Annotated in this window: 16 protein-coding genes and 1 pseudogene; 10 read left to right on the top strand and 7 right to left on the bottom strand. The window is 41.1% G+C overall.

Annotated elements, in window-relative coordinates; all coding sequences use genetic code 11:
- Positions 1 to 52: 52 nt before the first annotated feature.
- The 3 genes and pseudogenes from WA1_RS10455 to WA1_RS10445 all read right to left on the bottom strand — a co-directional run bounded on the left by WA1_RS10455 (position 53) and on the right by WA1_RS10445 (position 3,339).
- On the bottom strand, positions 53 to 847 hold the full coding sequence (locus WA1_RS10455) for an aminotransferase class IV (RefSeq protein WP_026134714.1): 795 nt from the start codon (positions 845 to 847) through the stop codon (positions 53 to 55).
- A gap of 198 nt (positions 848 to 1,045) precedes the next feature.
- The gene (locus WA1_RS10450; protein ID WP_026134713.1) at positions 1,046 to 1,834 is read right to left on the bottom strand and encodes a hypothetical protein; all 789 of its coding nucleotides are present in this window, start codon (positions 1,832 to 1,834) and stop codon (positions 1,046 to 1,048) included.
- 83 nt (positions 1,835 to 1,917) lie between these two features.
- A pseudogene (locus WA1_RS10445) lies at positions 1,918 to 3,339 on the bottom strand (DUF2252 domain-containing protein).
- 144 nt (positions 3,340 to 3,483) lie between these two features.
- Here WA1_RS10445 and WA1_RS10440 point away from each other — a divergent pair.
- From WA1_RS10440 to iscB, 9 genes are all read left to right on the top strand, one after another.
- Complete coding sequence (locus WA1_RS10440) at positions 3,484 to 4,773, top strand: hypothetical protein (protein WP_017743950.1); 1,290 nt, start codon at positions 3,484 to 3,486, stop codon at positions 4,771 to 4,773.
- Between the two features lie 38 nt (positions 4,774 to 4,811).
- Positions 4,812 to 5,552, top strand: coding sequence for an ABC transporter ATP-binding protein (locus WA1_RS10435; RefSeq protein ID WP_017743949.1), 741 nt, complete (start codon positions 4,812 to 4,814; stop codon positions 5,550 to 5,552).
- 202 nt (positions 5,553 to 5,754) lie between these two features.
- A complete protein-coding gene (locus tag WA1_RS10430; protein WP_017743948.1) occupies positions 5,755 to 6,162 on the top strand; it encodes a hypothetical protein in 408 nt (135 codons plus the stop codon).
- Between the two features lie 221 nt (positions 6,163 to 6,383).
- Positions 6,384 to 7,109, top strand: a complete 726-nt coding sequence (locus WA1_RS10425) for a carbonic anhydrase (protein WP_026134712.1) — start codon at positions 6,384 to 6,386, stop codon at positions 7,107 to 7,109.
- A gap of 159 nt (positions 7,110 to 7,268) precedes the next feature.
- Positions 7,269 to 7,658, top strand: coding sequence for a GxxExxY protein (locus WA1_RS10420; protein WP_017743946.1), 390 nt, complete (start codon positions 7,269 to 7,271; stop codon positions 7,656 to 7,658).
- A gap of 52 nt (positions 7,659 to 7,710) precedes the next feature.
- Positions 7,711 to 8,166, top strand: coding sequence for a M67 family metallopeptidase (locus WA1_RS10415; protein WP_017743945.1), 456 nt, complete (start codon positions 7,711 to 7,713; stop codon positions 8,164 to 8,166).
- Positions 8,167 to 8,263: 97 nt separating this feature from the next.
- On the top strand, positions 8,264 to 9,436 hold the full coding sequence (gene moeB / locus WA1_RS10410) for a molybdopterin-synthase adenylyltransferase MoeB (RefSeq protein ID WP_017743944.1): 1,173 nt from the start codon (positions 8,264 to 8,266) through the stop codon (positions 9,434 to 9,436).
- A 61-nt stretch (positions 9,437 to 9,497) separates the two neighbouring features.
- Entirely contained in the window at positions 9,498 to 9,992 is a 495-nt protein-coding gene (locus WA1_RS10405) for an MFS transporter (protein WP_017743943.1), read from the top strand.
- Positions 9,993 to 10,199: 207 nt separating this feature from the next.
- Positions 10,200 to 11,573 carry an RNA-guided endonuclease IscB gene (gene iscB, locus WA1_RS10400; protein ID WP_017743942.1) on the top strand — a complete coding sequence of 458 codons (1,374 nt, stop codon included), beginning with the start codon at positions 10,200 to 10,202 and terminating at the stop codon, positions 11,571 to 11,573.
- A gap of 500 nt (positions 11,574 to 12,073) precedes the next feature.
- On the opposite strand, the gene WA1_RS10395 is transcribed toward iscB, so the two are convergent.
- The 3 genes from WA1_RS10395 to WA1_RS10385 all read right to left on the bottom strand — a co-directional run bounded on the left by WA1_RS10395 (position 12,074) and on the right by WA1_RS10385 (position 16,656).
- Positions 12,074 to 14,317: a PAS domain S-box protein gene (locus WA1_RS10395; protein ID WP_017743941.1), complete on the bottom strand. Its 2,244-nt coding sequence runs from the start codon at positions 14,315 to 14,317 to the stop codon at positions 12,074 to 12,076.
- Between the two features lie 19 nt (positions 14,318 to 14,336).
- Entirely contained in the window at positions 14,337 to 15,050 is a 714-nt protein-coding gene (locus WA1_RS10390; protein ID WP_017743940.1) for a Crp/Fnr family transcriptional regulator, read from the bottom strand.
- A gap of 682 nt (positions 15,051 to 15,732) precedes the next feature.
- Positions 15,733 to 16,656 carry a DNA polymerase III subunit delta' gene (locus WA1_RS10385; RefSeq protein WP_017743939.1) on the bottom strand — a complete coding sequence of 308 codons (924 nt, stop codon included), beginning with the start codon at positions 16,654 to 16,656 and terminating at the stop codon, positions 15,733 to 15,735.
- Positions 16,657 to 16,723: 67 nt separating this feature from the next.
- Between WA1_RS10385 and WA1_RS10380 the strand changes: the two genes are divergently transcribed.
- Positions 16,724 to 17,101 carry a cyclic nucleotide-binding domain-containing protein gene (locus WA1_RS10380; RefSeq protein ID WP_017743938.1) on the top strand — a complete coding sequence of 126 codons (378 nt, stop codon included), beginning with the start codon at positions 16,724 to 16,726 and terminating at the stop codon, positions 17,099 to 17,101.
- A 246-nt stretch (positions 17,102 to 17,347) separates the two neighbouring features.
- On the opposite strand, the gene WA1_RS10375 is transcribed toward WA1_RS10380, so the two are convergent.
- The gene (locus WA1_RS10375; RefSeq protein WP_017743937.1) at positions 17,348 to 18,202 is read right to left on the bottom strand and encodes a mechanosensitive ion channel family protein; all 855 of its coding nucleotides are present in this window, start codon (positions 18,200 to 18,202) and stop codon (positions 17,348 to 17,350) included.
- Positions 18,203 to 18,574 lie beyond the last annotated feature (372 nt).

Genomic DNA, 18,574 nt, shown 5'->3' with positions numbered 1-18,574 from the left:
TAAGAAATATATTAACTTATCTTAAGTTATACCAAATTTTGCTCCTATAGTGCTATGAAAAAAACATCCGCAGTTGTTGAAAACATGGATGGTGCGGATTATATTCTAGCTTTCCTACAAGCGAGCTAACGGTATGTATAGGGACGGTTTCCACTACACTATTACTATAAGCAAGGGCCTCAAATTCCCTGACTAGGTTCGGTGTCCAAGGTTCCTCTCTCACAACTAGACCCTCTTGGCGAAGCCATTTGACCAGTTCTCCTCTCATAATTCCCGGTAAAATTTCTCCAGTTGCAGGTGGCGTCCACCAACTTCCATCTAACCAACCCCAGAGGTTTCCCGTACTCGTTTCTAACCAATTTCCTTTCCCGTCCACTAATATCGCTTCTTGTGCATTTGACTGTTGAGCAATGGATTTTGCTAACCATGCGCCTAAATAATTCCCGTTTTTGCGATCGGGAAGACAACGAGAAAATTCTGGTTGAGAGAGAAACCCAATTATACCATGATTTTGTTTTTCTATTAATCCTTCTGGTAGAGTTCTACCAATTATCCATTCTCTTCCATCAGGAAAGACAGTGATTCTTAGAACGGGAAAGTCAGGCGCGATCGATAAAGCACCTTGACGCAATCTCTCTTCACTTGGCAACTTCCAACCAAAAGATTTCAGGCTAGATTTTAAGCGATCGCAATGTGCCTGCCAGTGAGTTAACCTACTGTCAAGGGAATGGTCATAAACTCGCAATGTCGTAAAAACCGTTGCTCCATAGAGTAATCCCGGATCGTCAATTGCTAACTCTATAGTTTGAGACTTGATTAATTGACCGTTGTACCAGTAAATAATTATACCTCTGTTAGTTGTTGGTTGATAGTTGTTAGTGGTTAGTTGTTAGTTGATAGTTGTTAGTGGTTAGTTGTTGGTTGATAGTTGTTAGTGGTTAGTTGTTAGTTGTTAGTTGTTAGTTGTTAGTAGTGGTTAAAGGTTTTTAGTAAAATACCAAATCTGTCAATACCACTAACCACTAACCAATAACCACTAACCATATTAATCTTTTTCAGGAAGTTTAATTTTGTGAGTACCGTCAGTATTGTTAGTAACATCACCGCCTAAAGCTTGAATTTCACGAATAGCTCGTTGACGAGTTTTGTCATCAACTTGATTATTTAATACCATAGCCCAAGTTGCTATCCTTGCATATGTACTATTAGGATTGCGGCTTAAAAACTCCGCAGTCTTCTTTGAGATTGCTGTAGCTTGTTTGCTTTCTTCATCAGAATGATGACTCGCCCATTCTGATGTTTTTTCAAACGATTGCCGTGCTTTTAAGGATTGTCCTAAAAATAACAACTCATCAATACCTTTATACCGCCAAACATAATAAGACTTTGTGGGAGCAAAAGGAGATAGAGATTTTAAGCCTTTCTCCATTAATTTAATAGAATATTCTGGCATGGCAGCATACATAGAAGTACTGGTCGAAAGCCCCAGATAAGCAGTTATAAATCGAGGATCGCGTGCTAAAATAATCTCAAAGTATTGTGGACTCAAACTATAATTTGTTTTTGAGCGAACCTCATCGTCACCAAAATATTGTAGAAACCAGAGATATGCAAAATTGGCAATGACATTATCATAGCCAAAACTCGGTATTTTCTCCATCAAATTAAGACGGGTTCTCTCTAAATCAAGTTCTCTCTGTAAAGTTTTTACTGGCACCGTTTTGTTGCTATGGAGCAATTTTTGCATGCGTGGCATTTGGAGCGAACTCACTCCTAACATACATAAACAAGTGGCAAAAAATAGAATTAAATTTCGACCAGATAGAAGAAACATTTTAGTTCACTGACAATAAAGGGTGGCACTATAGGTAAATAGTTCCCCTAAATCGTCCTAAAATAACAGTCACTGGTCACTGATTACTGGTCACTGGTCACTGGTAACTGACCACTGTTGACTGCAGCGATAAATGCTTGATGATCGCTCTCGACTTGATTGGCATAGATAGTGGCAAAATTTGCGATCGCTTCATCAAAAGCATCTTTTTTGCCGAGATAGCTACTTATCATCATCAGGTCACCAGAACGAGCATGAGCGCGAGCAAGCGCCCACCCGCACAATGTTGCGTAGCCGATCAACTCCGAGCTAGATAAATCTTCGATGTCTACAGTGGTCTTCATATCCCGCAATTGACGAACGTAAAAATCATGACCGCGATAAGCCGGAGGCTCAACGGCTTCAGCCGTATCGCTGCGCGTCCATCCAAGAAAAATATCACTCGCTGCTTGCATCAATCGCTGACCTGCAACAATACGTTGACCGTGGTTTTTGTAGTTGCTTTTGCCTGCATAATTTTCTAAGACAGAAGCACGGGCTTCTTTCATTTGCAGGAATAAAGGTTCATTATTGTCTGCCATTAAGAGTGCGACAAAGCAACGCGTACCGACACTACCAACTCCTACCACCTTGATAGCAATATCAATTAAGCGATAGCGATCTAGTAAAACGTGCAAGTCATCTCGCAAAGTTTGGCGGTAATGTTGGTAAACAGATTCCACCTCTTCCTCTAGGACATCATCGGGTGATAAATGATACATTAATGGTGGATTGTCAACAATTCGCTACTGTCCGCGAACAACTTCGGTTAATTTTGGTAATGCTTGGGCAGAGGTGCGTGTCAATGCTTTTTCCATATACCATTCAATCCGTTGGCGGTGTTGAACATGGCGGGCAAAATTACGCAAAACACTGGCATCAATGCGGGAATACCAAACCTCTATGGCACCCATTTGAGCGTATTTTCTCATGTGCTGTCGGTAAGAACAAGCAGCCATTAACGCCGCTTCATGACAATTATTTTCTGAAGCGTTAATGTGACGACCTGCAACAACAAAGCTGGTTGCCAAACGTTTGATATCCCATTCCCATGGCGCGGGGAGCGTTTCGTCAAAATCGTTCAAATCAAAGACGAGGTTGCGTTCTGGTGTTGCATATCCACCAAAGTTCAATAAGTGACAATCACCACACGCCTGAACGTAAATCCCTGTTGTAGGAGTTGTAGCCAGGTCAGATGCCATGACGATCGCAGATCCCCGAAGAAAAGCAAAGGGTGACTTGAGCATCCGACCATACCGGATGGGTACTAGGTTGGGCAATCTTCCCTTGCTGGAGATTTTTAGTAGAGCGATGGGGTCGGGGCGATCTGTAGGGACCTTCCATTTGCTATGGGAAGAACGGGGGATGCGATCGCGCAATGCTTTGCCAGCTGCTTGTCGCTCGGTGGGAGAGATGTAGTTTGCGGTGGAATTGACGATGGTAGATGCTGGCTCCTGATGTATCATTATTTTGTATTCCTGAGTGATGAGATTGTTCTGGATTTGCTGACTCGTTTTTATCTTAATGTACGACGATTTCCGCCTTACCATAGCATTGACAAACTTACAATTAGGTGTCAATAATTCATAAATTGATATCTTTGTTGGTTTATGAATTCTGCAAAAAGATTTTTTTCCTATTCCTTGCTATCTTTGTTACTGTTTAATAATATTTTAACTTTTCAGCAAAAAGCTCTTGGTTCTCAGTCTACTACGGATAAACTCAATTTACAAAAAAGCTTGTTACAGGAACAAGATCGTATTCCTCAAAGTCATAAGAAGATATGCCTTCGTAGTTTCTGCATTGATAAAAGTTATTTCACAGAGACTTTTTTAGCAAAACAAATACGAGAGCTTGCTGAGAAAAATGCTCCTGTTACAGCAAGTAGCAACAACCTTTATCCTTTGGTATCTTCTCTACCAGGTGGTTCGTTTCGTCCTAACATTCTTGATTTGGAAGGTGCTTCTCCCGATCAAATTTTGCCTGCTGGTGATTATGTGATTCCAGTAAAGGTTTACTCTTTGCAAAGAGTAGCAAGCAGCCCTAACGGACATCGTTATTTATTGGGGAAGTACGGTGGTAGCCGGAAAGAAGTTCTTGCAGCTTTCAACAGATCTGCTGCTAGTTCTGATGTTTCTCAAAAGGATTTGCAAAACCTTTCTTGGGCGGTACAAGCTGGAGCATCATATAAAGATATGCCTGCTGAAATGCAAGCCTTGGTAGATAGATTGATTCCTCAATATCGTTCTGCTTTAAAGCCTGGTTGGTGGGAAGAGATTGAACAGATATGGAATCAAAGCTCTCAAGCATTGCGCTTACATTCCTTGCAAGAGTTTTTAACAAGGAACCTTGGGGACACAGGACGTAGCTTGTTTGCGATGAAACAGGTACGCGATCGTCTTGTGGCGAAGGGAGGGAATTGGCAAAATCTAGCCGATCTTTTTTTGATGAATGATGGAACACCAGGAGCGGGGAATGTTTTAGCCACTCCGTGGAGTCAGCTTGCTGAGGGAGTGTATGCTCGTTTTGTTACAGAAGGCAATGCAAATGACACTGGTTTGCTACAGTTACGTATTATGGACGGAAAAGTTGCCCAGAAAGGGATGACTAATGAGAATAAAGGGATACCACTGCTACCAATTATTGCTCGTGCCATGACAGTGTATGAACTCTATGAGATAATTACGAAACTGGTCGCATTGCCTGAAGGAAAGAAAAATATCCAGCCGTTGACGATGTCGCCCGATTTGTTTTCAGTTACAAAAGATATTGTAGAGATTGGGATAAAATTTTGCGAGCGTAAAAGCGCACCGAGAGGAAGATTGTTAAAAGCAATGAATATTTTATGCAGTGTTGCAGGGGAAACGCCTCGTGTTACAAAATTGACGAACGAACTATAGTTCAATAAAAGATATTTTACTAATATTGTAAGAAAATTATGTCTAATTCACTCAGTTCATCCCCCATACTCGAAGCTCAAAACGTCCACGCCGGTTACATCAAAGATGTGGATATTCTGCAGGGTGTCAATTTCCGGGTAGAACCAGGAGAATTGGTTACAGTTATCGGTCCTAACGGTGCGGGTAAATCGACTTTGGCAAAAACTATCTTTGGGCTTTTGACTCCCCATACAGGCACAATTACTTTTAAAGGTGAAAATATCGTTGGGCTAAAGTCAAACCAAATCGTTCAACGGGGAATGTGCTACACACCACAAATCGCCAATGTTTTTCCTTCCCTGAGCGTGGAAGAAAATTTAGAAATGGGCGCTTTTGTCCGTAATGTTCCCCTAAAACCGCTGAAAGATAAAATATTTGCTATGTTTCCTAAGTTAAGTGATCGCCGTCAGCAACGTGCTGGTACTCTCTCAGGTGGGGAACGTCAAATGTTAGCGATGGGTAAAGCGTTGATGTTAGAACCTAGCTTATTACTACTTGATGAACCATCTGCTGCTTTATCTCCCATCCTTGTCACACAAGTGTTCGAGCAGATTAAACAAATCAATCAAAGCGGTACGGCAATTGTACTCGTAGAGCAAAATGCTCGTAAAGCTTTGGAAATGGCCCATCGCGGTTATGTACTGGAGTCCGGACGCGACGCAATTTCCGGTCCCGGTTTGGAATTACTCAACGATCCCAAGGTGGGCGAATTGTATCTGGGGGCTGGAAAGTCATCATAAACTTGTACAAGTTTAGTGTAAGTTAAAAAAAGGGAGTAGGGAGTAGGGGAAGAGGGATTTTCCCATGATTTAGTTGAGTTGAAAAATCGTTGATAAAGAAACCTACCTCATATACAAGATCGATCTGTCGTAATAAGTTTTCACAAACAAGCACCTACGTTTCTTGCTTTCCTCTTCTTCAAATTTAACTAAGTATAAAAATATGCTTAACTCTGACTCTAATGATGTCCCATTAAAGGTAGGTAAAAATAGGGCTGCTACTTTATTAAAGCAGTACGTGTTAGAGGAGTTTGTCAGCCTGTTTCAGAATGCGAAGATTCAGGCTATGTTGCGGGAGTCGGAGATGGACGTGATGCAACAAGGTTTTTCTAGGTGGGTGAGTGTAATTGTTTACTACGAGCGCTTAGGACAACAGATAAAAGACGAAATTCAAGCGAATTGTCAGCAATGGGCAGTTTTTCGAGATACCACAGGGGTTATTGAGGTAGAAATATTTACCAGTCCATTTATTGACCTGAACAAGTGCATAACTTGTGTAGATTTGAAGTGTTTGGGCGGATGGAATGAAAGCCCAGTCAAACAGGGAATCCGACCAACTTTGCTCTGGTGACTCAATCCTGAGTTTACTCAACGGGATGAAAAAAGTATTCAAGAGGAACAAACTCAAAAAAAGCATACTTTCAGTATTAACCATGCGGAGTCTGAAGCTACGCCAAAGTTAAATAACTCTTAAACCGTGTAGATGCTAACTCTCGCACCCTCCGAGAGTTTGGTATGTTCCAGCCAACAACCAAGCTGTTGTGGGTTGGATTCATTTACCGAGAAAGATTGATGAGTCGAATTAATGGATTTGTAGGGCGTCGTAATTTTTTGCTGGGTGCAGCTGGCTTTGCCACAGCTGGTGGCTTACTTTGGTATCAACGACCAAATTCTATACTACAAGCAGAGGGTGCAGATGCAAATCCAGTAAATCCCCGTCCAGTGACTTCTACAGAAGCTTTAAAACGATTGCTGGAAGGGAACCAACGATTTGTAGATCAAAAGCGTAAATATCCCGACCAATCACTGAAACGCGTGCAATTGCTGGCAAAAGGTCAGTATCCTTTTGCATCCGTATTAGGTTGTGCAGATTCTAGGGTACCGGCAGAAATTATCTTTGACCAAGGGCTTGGTAATCTTTTTGTTGTGCGTGTTGCAGGGAATGTCGCTAGTGATATAGCTATAGGAAGTTTAGAATATGCCACATCAGTTTTGGGTTCCCAACTCATAGTCGTGTTGGGACATAAAAAATGCGGTGCTGTTATAGAAGCACTACAAGAGAAGCCAGCTCCAGGTAGGATTAGCTTTATTGTCGAGGGGATCAGACCAGCTGTCGCGAGAGTTAGGCTAAGTAAAGGTGATGTTCGGGAAAATGCGATCGCAGCTAATATCAAATATCAGGCAGAAAAATTACAAAGTCGCTCGACGATTTTGGCTAACCTTATTCAGAAAGGAAAACTACAAATTGTAAGTGCTTATTACGATATTGATACTGGTAAAGTGTCTATTACAACGTAGAATTATTGAGGAGGAGCTTGGTCTTTTTAAGTATAGCTCCTCTTTTCTCTCAAATTAATAGTTATTTTTCATACTTAATTGGGTGTAAGTACTAAAACTGCTATTTGATAATTGGTGTCATAGTGGTGGGATATAAATGGTGAGAATAAGGAACCGCAGATGAACGCAGACGGACGCAGATGGGAATTGAATGAGATTACAGAACGGATTATTGGTTGTTCTTTTACGGTTGGGAGAGGTTTGGGATGTGGGTTTCTGGAAAAGGTTTATGAGAATGCGTTGACTTATGAGTTACGACAAGCTGGGTTGTTCGTTGAACAACAGTATGAGATTGAGGTGCAATATAAGGGCGTAGTTGTCGGGAGATTCGTAGCCGACTTATTGGTAGAAAAACGTGTGTTAGTCGAACTAAAAGCCGTAAAATCCCTAGACGAAATCCACTTTGCACAATGCCTCAACTACCTAAAAGCTACAAATCTTAACATATGCCTATTAATCAACTTTGGCAATCCAAAAGTAGAATTTAAACGCATCGTTCAAAATCTATAATTTCTGTATTCATCCGCGTCCATCAGCGTTCATCTGCGGTTAAAAATTACTCGTGAATCTCAACTCAGAACACCTCCAAACCATCTACTCCCACGCCGAAACCACTTATCCAGAAGAGTGCAGCGGGCTGCTGTTAGGTTCCCTAACCGACAAAAACAAAACAGTGCTAGAAGTCATACCTACAGAAAATACTTGGTCAGAGACATCAGACCCCTTATGTGATAGTACAGCGACTAAACAACGAAGATACGCGATCGCACCCCAAGTGATGCTGCAAGTCCAAAAAGATGCACGCGATCGCAACCTTAATATAATAGGTATTTATCACTCCCACATCAACAATCCAGCAAATCCTTCAGAATTGGACCGCCAGCTAGCTTGGCAAGAATACTCATATATTATTGTCTCCGTAATGAATGGCAAAGCTGCTGACATAAAAAGTTGGGTATTGGACGATGACCATCAATTCCAACAAGAAGCAATCAACACGGGGAGTCCCAAGGAATAATAATTGTAATGTTTTATTCACCAGTCTTCACTCACCACTCCCAATGCCACACAATTTTCGATAGTATAATAAGTCCGCGCTTCCTCATTAAACTGTTATGCTTAATCCCAATCTGGATGAAGTCCAGCTAACAAGAGAAGAATACGAAAGGTACTCCCGTCACCTCATTTTGCCTGAAGTGGGGATGGAAGGACAAAAACGCTTGAAAGCTGCTAGTGTTTTGTGTATCGGTACTGGCGGCTTGGGTTCGCCACTGCTATTGTATTTAGCAGCCGCTGGGATCGGACGCATCGGTATTGTTGATTTTGATGTTGTTGATACCTCCAATCTACAACGCCAAGTCATTCACGGCACGTCTTGGGTCGGAAAACCCAAGATTGAGTCAGCAAAAAATCGCATTCAAGAAATCAATCCCCACTGTCAGGTGGATCTATATGAAACTCGCCTGACTTCGGAAAATGCTCTCGATATTATCAGACCCTACGATATTGTGGTAGATGGTACCGATAACTTCCCAACACGGTATTTGGTCAATGATGCTTGCGTATTGTTAGATAAGCCCAACGTTTACGGTTCTATTTTCCGTTTTGAAGGACAAGCTACAGTCTTTAACTACGAGGGTGGACCAAACTACCGCGATCTTTACCCAGAACCACCACCACCAGGAATGGTTCCTTCGTGTGCAGAAGGTGGCGTACTGGGAATTTTGCCAGGGATAATTGGTGTTATCCAAGCTACGGAAACTGTCAAAATTATTCTCGGCAATGGGACGACTTTAAGTGGGCGATTGTTGCTGTACAATGCTTTAGACATGAAGTTTCGGGAATTGAAGTTGCGTCCCAACCCAATTCGCCCAGTGATTGAAAAGCTGATAGACTACGAGCAATTCTGCGGTATCCCACAAGCCAAAGCACAAGAGGAGAAACAGCAGATGGAAATCCCAGAAATGACAGTGCAAGAGTTGAAGGAATTGCTAGATGGCGGTGCAAAAGATTTTGTGTTGCTAGATGTCCGCAATCCTCACGAGTACGAAATAGCCAAAATTCCCGGTTCTGTTTTAATACCGTTACCAGAGATTGAAAACGGTGAAGGAGTTACTAAGGTAAGGGAATTAGTGAACGGTCATCGATTGATTGCCCATTGTAAATCGGGTATGCGTTCGACAAAAGCCTTAAATATTCTCAAAGAAGCAGGGATTGAGGGGACAAACGTAAAGGGTGGTATTCTTGCTTGGAGCAAAGAAATCGACCCATCAATACCGAGTTATTAGAATACACCGCCAAGACGTCAAGCACTCTTTGCGCCTTGGCGTGAGCTTTTTGATTTAGAACATGGAAAAAAATACGGGAACCTCAGCACAACCACATATTTTATGGTTGCAAGTTTGCAGTTTGGCAGGAGTACAGGGAGCAATTACCCTAAGTTGGCTGATTTATGCTTTGTACTTGCCACGACTGTTGGCTGGGTTTGGTTTTCCTGCATCTTTGGCAGTATGGGTGCTGATTGTGGAGAATGCCTTAGCAGTGGTGATGGAACCACTATTTGGTGCGCTTTCCGATAAAGCTAAGCATCGAATAGGAAGGAGTTTTCCCTTCATTTCAGTTGGTGTGATTCTCTCATCAGCATTTTTTATTGCGATTCCAACTTTGACAGTTTTTTTTCCTCCTTCTGATGTCACACGTATTATTTTGCTATCAGTGACGATCGCATGGGCTATGGCAATGACTGTATTCCGCAGTCCGGCGATCGCACTTTTAGGAAGATATGCTAGAGAAGTCCGCAAAACGGAGCAATTCGTAGTGAAACCGAGTAATTCGGTTAACTGACTTCACCATAACTCAGTACAGAACTGTTTATTCTGTATTACCTGCAAAGGTTTAAGTCCGCTTTTAAATTATGACTTAATGAGATTTGCCAGTCTCAAGCGTCGAGGAAGGAACATGGCTACTTTGCGATAGTGCAACACCGAACCTTACCCGTGAAGTTTAAAAGCAGTGTTGAGGCAAACTATACCCCATTTGGGAGCTAATCAAATGATTACCAATTCTGTATTCGTCGAGAGTAAAAATGGAAAAATCCTAAAACCAACAACACCAGCTAGAGCTAGAATTCTTCAAACACAGGGCAAAGCTAAAAAACTCAAGCTATTTCCATTTACTCTAGTTTTAGATAAGGAAATTGATGAAAATGTAGAACCATATTTAGAACTGAGGATCGATCCCGGAAGCCGATTTTCGGGAGTTTCTCTAGTGGATTTAATTAAGAATGAGGTTATATGGGCAATGGAATTAGAACACCGAGGATTAGCCATAAGAATGGAATTGATTAAAAGAGCAGGTGTTCGTCGTTCTAGAAGATCCAGAAGACTTCGCTATCGTCAAAAGAGATTCGATCGGAAAAAGCCAGATGGTTGGCTACCACCTAGTTTACGACATCGGTTGTTAACCACTGAGACATGGATTAAACGATTACTGAAAGTAGCACCAATTAAATCCATTGCCATAGAATCTGTGAAATTCGATCTGCAAAAATTGGAGACAGCTGATATAGAAGGTATTGAATATCAGCAAGGTACACTTTTCGGTTACACCCTACGTGAAGCACTCCTAGAACACTGGGGTAGAGAATGTGTTTATTGCGGTAAGACAGATGTACCCCTGCAAATAGAACACATTAATGCACGAAGTAAGGGAGGTAGCGATCGCTTTTCTAATTTAACCCTATCTTGTGACTCATGTAACCAAAAAAAGGGGAATAAACCAGTAGAGCAATTTCTGCAAAACAAAGGCGAAACTCTCAAAAAAATTAAATCACACCAAAAAAAGTCATTAAGTGATGCATCTGCTGTTAACTCAACTCGTAAAGCCATATTTGAGATGACTCATAAATTTGAGTTACCCGTAATTAGTGGAGATGGTGCATCTACTAAAATGATTCGCATTAAAAGCGGATTGCCAAAAGCTCATTGGATTGATAGTGCTTGTGTGGGAACTGACCAAATTGTGAAATTGCGAATCTGCCAACCATTACGTGTTACTTGTACTGGACATGGCACAAGGCAAGTACAAAGAGTTAATGCTAAAGGCTTTCCGGCAATTGCTAGGATCAAGAAAAATCTCGTTACTGGTAAAAAAGAAGTCAAGTTAGTCAGTAAAAATCAGAAATACACTCATGCGACGACAGGTGATTATGTGATTTTCAATTTACTGAAAGATCGCAAGCATATCAAAGCGGGAATTTATCGTGCCAGAGTGAAAACTCCAACTCAAAAAGGAGTGGAAGTCTTAATTAGCGGTCATCGTATTGCCGTAGATCGACAATACGTCAAACTAATTCATCAATCTGATGGCTATGAATACAGTTTTACTACAATTGACCCTGATTTACTACGTTTTAACGCTATTTAATAGCGTGACTTAATATAAAGTCCTTGTCTTGCGAACGAGCGTTTGTGTAGCCTCAGAATTCTATTCTGGAGGCAATTTGCCAAAACGGGATGCTCCCATTTACATACCTTTACATAGTTCGGTTTTTTTCACCTACCTACTTAGGGCTTCTAAATTAATTTCTCTCAAAAAATAATTTTATTCATCATTCAAACCCCCACTTTTCAAGATAGAAATTAACTGGTCACTGGTCACTGGTCACTGCTCACTAGTCAAATACTTCTTTTGACAGCGAATAAATCATCTTTTGTAACTAAGTCTTATCCCTGAGAATCATCTGTTGAGGAGATATATAGTGCGGAAAAAAGTTATATACTGAAAGTATAAAAATGTTTCTATGAATATCCTAAAAAGGAGGAAGTTCATATGCTCGCTGTTGTCGCCTTCTTTGCTGCTTACGTTGCTCTATCTGCATACTTCATTTCTGTTGTTGAGTAGTGCAATAAAACCCTGGTCACTGGTCACTGGTCACTGGTCGCTGTTTCTTTACGAAAAGCAGTCATAACACGATCGCGTCCTGACTGTTTGGCGCAATATAAAGCGCTATCAGCTGCTTGAATAACTGCTCCTGGAGTTAAACCGTGCATTGGAAAAAGCGCCACCCCCAATGATAGAGAAATTCTGCTCAGTGACTGGTGACGATACTCTAGATCTAAATGTTTAACACCTTCCCGTATATGTTCGGCACGTTCGGAGCAAGTTTCTAAGCACGTTTCTGGTAATACAATCAAAAATTCCTCACCACCGTAACGACAAGCAATATCAGCTTGACGAATTTGTTGTTTGAGAAATATACCGAGTTCTCGCAAAACTGTATCGCCTGCTTCATGACCGTAAAGGTCGTTGAAGTCTTTGAAGCGATCGACATCAATCATAATTATACCTACCGAATATTGCTTGCGTTCTGCTCGGTATATTTCCCGTTCTAAAAACTCATCAAGATAACGGCGGTTAAATAAACCAGTGAGGGGATCGCGAGTACTTTGCTGTTGTAATGCTTCACGTAACTTTAAATTTGCCAGAGCAAGTGCAATATGTTCGGAAATTCTAGAGGCTAACTGTTGTTTTGATTTTGTAAATTGCTCCTCTTGTTGTGATGTTAAATACAACATCCCTAAAGCTTCCCCTTGTGCCATCATGGGGACGCAAAGAGATTCACCGCACCAATCTTCACTCATATGCGTACACTGCAAACCACTGCATTGAGACTCTACAAAATGAGCGCGTCCCCGCCTTAGTCCCCAACACTCTTCAGATGTAAACAATTTTTTACTAGATAATGTTGAATTTCCCCAAGTCGTCACAGCTTCTACTAAATATTTTGAGGGGCTAATAATAAAAACTCCTCCTGACATATCAGGAAATAAGGATTGAACAAAATGAGCAATCACTTTGTAAGCTTCCTCATTTGTCATACAAGCTTGTAGAAAGTCACTCATTTGACTGAGTAACGCAATTTCATTGTTGCGAATTTCTAGTTCTTTCACCCAAGAGGACAACTGTTCGTTAGCTTGCTTGAGTGCAGCTTCAGTTTGCTTGCGTTCCGTAATATCTCGATTAACTTCAATTGTTGCAGTAGGCTGACCTTGTTCGTTGTAAAGCGGTACAACGACTTTTTCGCATATCCCCTCAGTACCATCTTTGCGCGTAAAATTCATTTCACCAGTCCAGCGACCTGTATCTAAAGTCCGTTCTATAATTTTTTCTGTCACAACAGCAGAATTTTCTGACTTGTGGAGAACCTCTTGTGTTGTTCCTAGCGATCGCACTCTAGCATAACCAAACATTCTTTCTGCCGCAGCATTGCAGTCAACAATATTACCAGATAAATCAGTAATAATAATGCCATCAGAAATATTTTCAAAAATACAAGCCTGTTGTTTGAGAGTCTCTTCAATTACTTTGCGATCGGTAATATCTAAAACCTGAATTATAAAGTATAGTGGAGTACCAGAAAAATCGCGGACTAGTGAAGCACTTAAAAGAACCCAAACCACATTTCCCCGCTTGTGGATGTACCGTTTCTCAAGGTTGTAATAGCGAACTTTACCATTTAATAGTTGATTGCCATAGTTAAGGCTGAGATCTAAGTCGTCTGGATGGGTGATAGCTTGAAAAGTTGTGGACAAGAGTTCTTCTTTCGAGTATCCAGTAATTTCACACAAAGCTCGATTCACCTGTAGCCACCGACCATCTGTCGCCGTTAATGCCATTCCAATGGCAGCATAATCAAAAGCACTGCGAAAGCGTTCATTACTTTCTCGCAGCGCCTCCTCTACTCTTTGACGTTCTCCAATCTCGTGTTCTAATTCTTGGTTGGCTGTTATTAGCTGTGTTAAGTTGGGAAGAGCAAGAGCTTGAGGCATTACTGGCACTAGCAATACACCTGTCACGAGTGAAATAGTAGCTGTTATTGCTTTGACACCACCTGACAACCAGTACACTGGATACCATAACGTCCACACTTCCATCAGGTGCGATGTTCCACAAGTGACAATGAACGCACTAAATAGATAAAACACCCAGTGGAAGGGTAAATCTTGCCGCTTGTAAGCAAAATAAAGAAGGGTGATAGAAATGGAATAGTAGGCAAGTGCAATCAAAGAGTCAGATACACCATGCAGCCACACCAAATTTGGTATCCAAAGGTAGCAATGTCCGTGAGGGATAAACTGCATCATGATTAATTGAAGAAAATTTGGCATAATATTTACTCGACTTTCTCTAATTTCCCCTAATCCATCGGTTTAACTCTGTTCTGGAAATGTCATAACACTCACAGACTATTGTTTCTAACTCAAGCCGATTTAAAATTGTTATCTCACCGCGATCGTAATCAATCAGTCCTGATGTACGTAGTTTTCTTGCTACTGCTCCGACACTGGCACGGCGTACACCCAATATTTGGGATAAAGATTCCTGAGTGAGTGGAAACGGATTTCTTCTCATGCGATCGTGAATCATTAGTAGCCAACGACACATACGCTGTTCGACTGAGTGTAAACTATTACAAGCAACAGATTGAGAAATTTGTACAATTAACGCGTGCGTGTACCGCAAGAGAATCTCTTGTAGTAGCGTTTTCTCGCCCACTGCTGTTTTAAAGATATCTGTACGCATTCGCACAGCTTCACCAGGAATCTGTACAATTGCCCTAAAAGGTGTAGTTGGGATTCCTAACGCTACGGAAATACCCACCATGCCTTCGTAGCCAACCAAACCCACTTCAGCTTGACTTCCATCTGCCATTATCGTCAGTAGAGAAACAACACCATGAATTGGGAAGTATACGTAGTTTATAGATCTTCCAGGTTGAAACAAAACTTGCTTGAAATTAAGAGGAACAGTTTCTAGGTGAGGAAGTAATTTTCGATAGACTTCATCGGGTAGTAACGATAACAGCTTATTGTCAATTGGTGTTTGAACTGTTTTAGCCATTGGGAACACTATGAGTCACATCAGTCTGTCCACATCTAAATAAAGTGCCATTACATATTCGAGTCAAATATGATGCACTAAATTTTCTGATTTAATTTAAATAGAGTAGCAAGAGATAACTTTTTATCAGTTATTTATGCTACTCATTGTGCTTGGACATCTATTTGACACGGACATATTGATGTCAACTTAGAATTGATGAATTAATATAACTGAAATTTCATGAACGCTAGCGTACAAAAGTACCGTACAGAATTTACACCAAATTTGCTCTCCAGTACCCAAAACTAGTACCAACAGCACAACGAAGAGGGGATTATTGACTTTTGAAATGTATAAATTCTTTATATTTTCTCAGAAAACAGGATATAGCTAGATTACATTACTTTTTTTAATATTTTTCTTTCCTATCATTAATTGTATTTGTTCTTCCCTCCCAAGCAAGAAAACTTAGAGGCATAAAATATGCAGCAAAAATTCAGCAAGATAGAGTTTTTATCGGTAAGTTAATCGACTGAAATCGAGGGAGAAATTCAATTAGATTAAAAAATATTTTTATACAAATAAAAAATAATATTTTTCCTAGCAGTCCTAAATCATGTGGAGAAACAAGATCCCCGACTTCTCAAAGAAGTCGGGGATCTGAGTATTTCGATATATAAACATTATGAGGATTAACTGGTCACTGGTCACTGGTCACTGACAAAAACGTGCATTCCCAAACAAGACGCGGTTGAGCATAGCTAAGCAAGGATTTGCGGGCTTGTTCTAACTGTTGAATAATGCTAGGTTGACGCCATTGCTCCCAGTAAGACTGTTGTAGATAATCAAGTAACCATAGTTGGGCTTCTGTATCTAAATTCTTATCAATTTGTCTGGCTAATTCCAAAGCTTCACGATAAGATGAAGGAAATTTTGTGGCGGCTTGCAGGATCTCTTTGGGAATAGCTTGCAATTGCTGATAGGATGCGATCGCATTTCCCGGACTACCGGCTGCAACGCTAAAGACGGCTGGATATTGCAAAATATCTCCGTGTCCTGTTTGTGTCAAAATCTCAGCCATCGCCGCCCGATTAAGCCGATAAAAAGGAATGCGCTGACAGCGAGATACAATTGTAGACAAGACAAATTCTGGTGTTGGTGCAATTAAAATTAATGTTGCTCGTCCCGGTTCTTCTAAGGTTTTCAGTAAGGCGTTAGCTGCTGCTTCAGCCATTGTTTCTGCTTGCTCTAACACAACAATCTTTCTAGATGCTTCCAACGGAGGACGGCTGAGAAATTCAATAATTTGCCTGATCTGTTCGAGACGAATCACAGGTGGTGCTTTGCGCTTTAGCCCTTTCTCTTCCGCTTCTTTTGATGTCAGGCGTTGACCCTGATGCTGATAAGTTGGTTCTACCCAAAGTAAATCGGGATGATTCCCTTGACGTATGCGGTTTTGATGTGAGTCAAAGAGCAACTCAACAAAACATCTAGCAGCTAAACTCCTTCCGACTCCATCCGGACCGACAAACAGGTATGCTGGAGCAATTCTTTGTTTGACTACAGCTTGTGTTAGCAATTCAACTGCTTGTGGTTGTCCTATAAGTGGTGAAAATGAGTTCATGATTTGTGATAATGGGTAACTGGGTAAATTGTTAAGCTAAACGAGCAATAAACAGGTTTTATTAATTATGATTCAACCAGCAGAAACCGTTAGGATTTTTCAAAAACAGTCAGACCATAAGACCTACTCAGCCGGTGAAGTTATTTTTACCGAAGGTGAGTATGGCGAGCATATGTATGGTATTTTAGGTGGAGAAGTAGACTTATCTGTTGATGGTAAAGTTGTTGAGACTATACACCAAGGAGATGTTTTTGGTGAAGGAGCCTTAGTTACCCCAGAACATACAAGAGCTTCTACTGCTACTGCCAAAACCGATTGCGAGCTTGCATTTATCAACCGACAAGGCTTTCTCTTTGCTGTTCAAGAAACTCCTATTTTTGCATTGCAAGTCATGCGAAGTTACTCAGAACGCTTGCGGCGTTTTAAACATCCAGTTGGTAGTTAAATGTAAGATGCTTGTCGTCAAAAACCCGGTTTCTCAAAGAAACCAGGTTTTTATGGCTCATGTTTTTATGTGAACCTATTTAGAGGATGTTTGTAAAGTCTTGGCGAATGGAATTCGCGTCTATACAGGCAAAACCCACCTACGTGGGTTTCAAAATACTAGTCCGCGTAGGCGGACGAGCGTTTGTATAGTAGCGAATTATATGAGGCCAGGACTTTTAAAACATCCTCTTAGCTGTATACTTTACTAATAAGCTACAGGTGGTTGGATGTAACTACTGTCTGCACCATTATGAGATGACTGACTAAGTGCGTAGTGATGCTCGGGAATTGGGTAACGAGCTTCTCCAAAAGTTTCACGAATGACTTTGTTAGTTTCAAAATAGACTTGCCAGTAGTGCTCGTTATTGCAGTAGGGGCGCACTGCTAGCACAGGACCAGCTAAATTGAATTCTAAAATCTCTACATCTGGTGCTGGATTGCTGAGAACGTTGGGAATTTGGCTCACGCTCCCCTTTAATAATTGGATAGCTTCATTGTGGTTGACACTATGATGGAGTTGAGCAACTAAGTCAACGCGACGGTAGGGATTGGCTGAAAAGTTTTGTATATTATCGGAAAAGATTTTATTGTTGGCGACAATTGTTTGTACATTATCGAGTGTATTGATTGAGGTTGTGAACAATCCAATCTCTGTCACAGTACCTGTAACACCTCCAGCGCAGATAAAATCACCTGCTTTAAAGGGTCTAAAGATAATTAAGAATGCGCCTGCTGCAAAGTTTGCTAATAATCCACCCCAAGCCGCGCCAATCGCAATGCCTGCAGCTGCTAACAATGCTGCAAAAGAAGTTGTCTCAATTCCAAAGAAGCCCAGAAGTGCAACGACTAAAACAATTCTCAGCGTTACGGCAATGATATTAACAAGATAGCTAACGATTGTCGGGTCAACGTGCTGAGTTCTAAAACCGCGCTTTAACAGCTTTAGTGCAAAGTCGATTAATTTCTGACCAACGATCCATAGCGCGATCGCACCCAAAAGCTTGAGTCCGAACTCAGTTAATAGTTGAAGTGCTACTCGACTAATCTGATTCAGATCCATATAGTTATTCTTGGTGTTAGAGATATGGGATACAACGAGGTAACGAATATATTATATGAATAATGTATAGATCTTATAAAAAGAGATGTTTTTTAATTTTCTTGCTTATGTATAATAAATGTCTTGTTAATAAAAACTATTTGTGTATGTAGGTATTGGAGAATAGAACGCCAGTACAGTATTCAAAAAGGAGGCAAAAACCCAATCTGGTTCAGTTAAGGGTTTGAAGCGGTTGAGAGGGGAGCACCAAACCCGGTATCTTGGAGATACCAGGTTTCTAAATAACTGCTTAAGGGATTTCCAGGAAATAAATTATCCGGTGATTGTGGGACGGGCGTCCCCGCCCGTCTTCTATGTAGTGGCGGGGGGGGG

Origin of the sequence: Scytonema hofmannii PCC 7110 (genome assembly GCF_000346485.2) — a bacterium.
GTDB classification, from domain to species: domain Bacteria; phylum Cyanobacteriota; class Cyanobacteriia; order Cyanobacteriales; family Nostocaceae; genus Scytonema; species Scytonema hofmannii.
The sequence above is the reverse complement of the archived record's forward strand: the minus strand, read 5'-3'. Positions and strand labels throughout refer to the sequence as shown.

What these genes read in the sequence shown, in the direction of transcription:
- iscB (WP_017743942.1), top strand. Translation starts at nt 10,200, where the DNA reads ATGATTACCAATTCTGTATTCGTCGAGAGTAAAAATGGAAAAATCCTA.
- WA1_RS10450 (WP_026134713.1), bottom strand. Translation starts at nt 1,834, where the DNA reads ATGTTTCTTCTATCTGGTCGAAATTTAATTCTATTTTTTGCCACTTGT.
- moeB (WP_017743944.1), top strand. Translation starts at nt 8,264, where the DNA reads ATGCTTAATCCCAATCTGGATGAAGTCCAGCTAACAAGAGAAGAATAC.
- WA1_RS10420 (WP_017743946.1), top strand. Translation starts at nt 7,269, where the DNA reads ATGAACGCAGACGGACGCAGATGGGAATTGAATGAGATTACAGAACGG.
- WA1_RS10375 (WP_017743937.1), bottom strand. Translation starts at nt 18,202, where the DNA reads ATGGATCTGAATCAGATTAGTCGAGTAGCACTTCAACTATTAACTGAG.
- WA1_RS10430 (WP_017743948.1), top strand. Translation starts at nt 5,755, where the DNA reads ATGCTTAACTCTGACTCTAATGATGTCCCATTAAAGGTAGGTAAAAAT.
- WA1_RS10390 (WP_017743940.1), bottom strand. Translation starts at nt 15,050, where the DNA reads ATGGCTAAAACAGTTCAAACACCAATTGACAATAAGCTGTTATCGTTA.
- WA1_RS10395 (WP_017743941.1), bottom strand. Translation starts at nt 14,317, where the DNA reads ATGCCAAATTTTCTTCAATTAATCATGATGCAGTTTATCCCTCACGGA.
- WA1_RS10380 (WP_017743938.1), top strand. Translation starts at nt 16,724, where the DNA reads ATGATTCAACCAGCAGAAACCGTTAGGATTTTTCAAAAACAGTCAGAC.
- WA1_RS10385 (WP_017743939.1), bottom strand. Translation starts at nt 16,656, where the DNA reads ATGAACTCATTTTCACCACTTATAGGACAACCACAAGCAGTTGAATTG.
- WA1_RS10440 (WP_017743950.1), top strand. Translation starts at nt 3,484, where the DNA reads ATGAATTCTGCAAAAAGATTTTTTTCCTATTCCTTGCTATCTTTGTTA.
- WA1_RS10405 (WP_017743943.1), top strand. Translation starts at nt 9,498, where the DNA reads ATGGAAAAAAATACGGGAACCTCAGCACAACCACATATTTTATGGTTG.
- WA1_RS10425 (WP_026134712.1), top strand. Translation starts at nt 6,384, where the DNA reads ATGAGTCGAATTAATGGATTTGTAGGGCGTCGTAATTTTTTGCTGGGT.
- WA1_RS10435 (WP_017743949.1), top strand. Translation starts at nt 4,812, where the DNA reads ATGTCTAATTCACTCAGTTCATCCCCCATACTCGAAGCTCAAAACGTC.